This is a genomic window from Geminocystis sp., assembly GCF_041753295.1.
GTDB lineage: Bacteria > Cyanobacteriota > Cyanobacteriia > Cyanobacteriales > Cyanobacteriaceae > Geminocystis.
In genome coordinates this window covers 1-3,155 of sequence record NZ_JBGSUU010000049.1, presented here as the reverse complement: position 1 = coordinate 3,155, position 3,155 = coordinate 1, and the positions used below count along the sequence as shown (strand labels likewise).

The window sequence follows — 3,155 nt, the reverse complement described above, 5'->3', positions numbered from 1 at the left end:
GGTTAATTTTCTTAGTCATCCGTGGTTGGGAAAAAGGGAATACTCTCAAAATATTAACATTTATAAGGCTTTCAGCTATTTGTTAATTTTTATTACTATTATCTTGACTTTTTGTTGATTTATTTAACTTCTAACGAATGGCAACCCATACAAGGAGAGGTTGATCGTTTTGGACGTACGATTCCCGATGAAGTGTTTTTAACTCCTGATTTTGAAAGGAAATTAGTTAGACAAGTTAGAACAAGGGTGATCGCACAGTACATTACTGATTTTCTCAAAGCTACGGATAGATACGCTAAAACTATCATTTTCTGTGTGGACGAAGAACACGTTAAGAGCATGATCAAAGAATTGAGAAACCTTAACAGCGATATTTTACAGCAAAATCATAACTATATCTCTCGTATTACTTCCGATGCAGGTTCGGTAGGTAAAGGACATTTATATCAATTTAAAGATATAGAAAATCAAGATCATGTCATCGCTGTAACATCAAAATTATTAACCACAGGAGTGGATATACCCACCTGTAAAAACGTCATCTTAGCCCGTGTTATTCTCTCTATGACAGACTTTAAACAGATTATTGGACGGGGGACTCGTGTTAAGGAAGAATACGGCAAAATCTCTTTTAATATCGTGGATTATACCAATAGCACTGTATTATTTAATGATCCTGATTTCGATGGTGAACCTGCATTAATTACCACTACAGAAATAGACGATCGAGGTAAGGTGACACAACAAACGGATTTTGAAACCAATAACCATAGCAAAGTTCGATCGAAAAATCGTGTGAAAGAGCCTAATTCAGCGAAATATTATATTGACGGTGGTAGAGAAGAAATAGTCGAGGAACAAATTTACGACTTAGGTGGTGAGATGGAATTAAGGGTTTCTCAGTTAATTGACTATACTAGAGAGCAAGTGAGGGTTTTATATCGTTCTCAAATTGAAATTCAAGAAAAATGGGGCAATCCTGAAGAAAGAAGCCAATTAATTGAGCTTTTAGAGGATAAAGGCATTGATTTTGATCAATTAAGAGAAATAACAGGTAAAACTGATGCTGATCCTTTTGATTTACTTTGTCACCTCGCTTTTGATGCTCCTGTTTTAACCTATAAACAAAGGGCGGAACTAATGAAGAAAAAACATAAAAGTTTCTTTGAACAATACGGAGAATCAGCAAGAGTAATTTTAGAAATCTTGTTAGACAAATATGCTGATAAAGGGTTGGATGAGTTTACCATTCCCACTACTTTTAAGGCTAATCAAGAGTTCCGTCAGTATAGTAATATTATCGAGATTGCTCAAAGATTTGGCGGTGTGGAAGAATTAAAATTAGCCGTCAAACAGTTGCAAATATTGTTGTATTCTGCCTAAATTAACTGACTAATTGCTGAGTTTCTTTTTCTAAAGCCATTAAAGCGGATTGAATTTGATCAACTTCCACATCTTCAAAATATACTGCACCACATTGAGAACAAACATAAGCAGGAATAGCATCAAAATGGATATGATAACCTTTGCGACTTATGGACATCGGTGCTGTAGATTTTTTCATTTGTCCTTGACAATACATACATTCCATAATTATATTCTCCTTTTAAAATCTTCTGACCATTCATTAGAATTCGGCAAATAAGCCGTAATAATTGCTAAATAATCTAGTTTAGGTGAACAAACTACATGAATAGGTCGATTATTAATACCATAACCCAATAATAAACAACTATGACCTCTTAAATCATCAGGATAGTTTTCGATAATTTCTCCTTCAAAAATAACATTTTTCACTTCTCTAGTCGTTATCATTCTTTCGGGACGTGACATTTGTTGTATTGTATGAGGTAGAAATAATATTTTCTTTTTGGCTACTTCTTCGATTCTAATTTTCAGAACATTATCCATAATCCATGATAATTTTGATTAGATAGTAGTATTAACGTTAAATAGAAAACGCAAACTATATTTAATTTATCATTATCTAATAATCACTAATGCCGAGAAAAACCACCACTAAATCCACTACTAAATCTACAACTTCCGTTACCACTGCCCAAAAATTAGGAAGTGTAATTAAATCCGCCAGAGATATTATGCGGAAAGATAAAGGGTTGAGTGGAGAATTAGACAGACTCCCACAGTTAACTTGGATTATGTTTCTCAAGTTATTAGACGATGTGGAAAAAGTGAGAGAAGTTGAGGCAGAATTAGAAGAAAAGGAATATAAAGCGCCCATCAAACTGCCATATCGTTGGCGTGATTGGGCAGGAAATGATCATTTTTCGTGAGATACTGTTTTAAAATTCATCAATGATGATAAGTTACCTTTGGCTTCTTTACCCCAAGCCTTAGCTAGTGAAGTTTCAGAAGAATTAGTGAATGAGACAGGAGAAATAAGCGGTTTACTTGCCTATTTGAGAAGTTTGCTAAGTGACACGGGAAAGGATAGAAAAGACGTAATTGCAAGGGTTTTTCGTGATGTCACTAACCGCATGACTAGCGGTGCATTATTATTTGATGTGTTGGCAAAGGTGAATGAAATCCATTTTGATAACTCAGAGGAAGTAAATATTTTAAGTCTTCTCTATGAGTCGATGGTGAAAGAAATGCGAGATGCGGCTGGGGATTCGGGGGAATTTTATACGCCTCGCCCAGTGATTAAGTTTATGGTGGATGTGATGAAACCTCAGTTGGGAGAGGTAATTTTTGATCCTGCTTGTGGCACGGGAGGTTTTTTGGTAGAGGTTTATGAGTATTTGCAAAAGCAATGTAGTGCTAGTGATTGGGAGATTTTGCAAAATAGTATTATCGGTGCAGAAGCGAAGCCTTTACCGTATTTGTTAGTACAAATGAATTTATTGTTACATGGTTTCGAGTATCCCGATATTGATTATGGTAATAGTTTACGGTTTCCTCTCTCGGAGTTGGGTATTCGAGATCAAGTTGATGTAATTCTTACTAATCCGCCTTTTGGTGGTGAGGAGGAGGATAGAATCCAAAATAATTTTCGGCGTTGCTGAATTAAAGTATGATTTTTAGATAAGGTGATGCCGAAGGCACGCTACGCGCACGTATCTTTATTACTCTCTTAAATTATCACAGAGGCGTGCTGTGTACCAGAGCCGACGAGTGATCGCTCGTAACTTGTG

5 protein-coding genes are annotated in these 3,155 nt (G+C 35.7%); 3 read left to right on the top strand and 2 right to left on the bottom strand.

Translation table 11 applies throughout. The features are described from left to right. Nucleotides 1-111: 111 nt before the first annotated feature. Nucleotides 112-1,383, top strand: a complete 1,272-nt coding sequence (locus ACEW8E_RS04960) for a type I restriction-modification enzyme R subunit C-terminal domain-containing protein (protein ID WP_373479235.1) — start codon at nt 112-114, stop codon at nt 1,381-1,383. Nucleotide 1,384: 1 nt separating this feature from the next. Here ACEW8E_RS04960 and ACEW8E_RS04955 read toward each other — a convergent pair whose 3' ends face one another. Then, nucleotides 1,385-1,591 (bottom strand): YgiT-type zinc finger protein, encoded by a 207-nt coding sequence (locus ACEW8E_RS04955; protein ID WP_373479234.1) that lies wholly within the window; start codon nt 1,589-1,591, stop codon nt 1,385-1,387. 2 nt (nt 1,592-1,593) lie between these two features. Next, nucleotides 1,594-1,911 carry a DUF4258 domain-containing protein gene (locus ACEW8E_RS04950; RefSeq protein WP_373479233.1) on the bottom strand — a complete coding sequence of 106 codons (318 nt, stop codon included), beginning with the start codon at nt 1,909-1,911 and terminating at the stop codon, nt 1,594-1,596. Between the two features lie 89 nt (nt 1,912-2,000). Here ACEW8E_RS04950 and ACEW8E_RS04945 point away from each other — a divergent pair, with 89 nt between their 5' ends. Next, nucleotides 2,001-2,294: a type I restriction-modification system subunit M N-terminal domain-containing protein gene (locus tag ACEW8E_RS04945; protein ID WP_373479232.1), complete on the top strand. Its 294-nt coding sequence runs from the start codon at nt 2,001-2,003 to the stop codon at nt 2,292-2,294. 39 nt (nt 2,295-2,333) lie between these two features. After that, nucleotides 2,334-3,026 carry a class I SAM-dependent DNA methyltransferase gene (locus ACEW8E_RS04940; protein ID WP_373479231.1) on the top strand — a complete coding sequence of 231 codons (693 nt, stop codon included), beginning with the start codon at nt 2,334-2,336 and terminating at the stop codon, nt 3,024-3,026. Nucleotides 3,027-3,155: the final 129 nt, after the last annotated feature.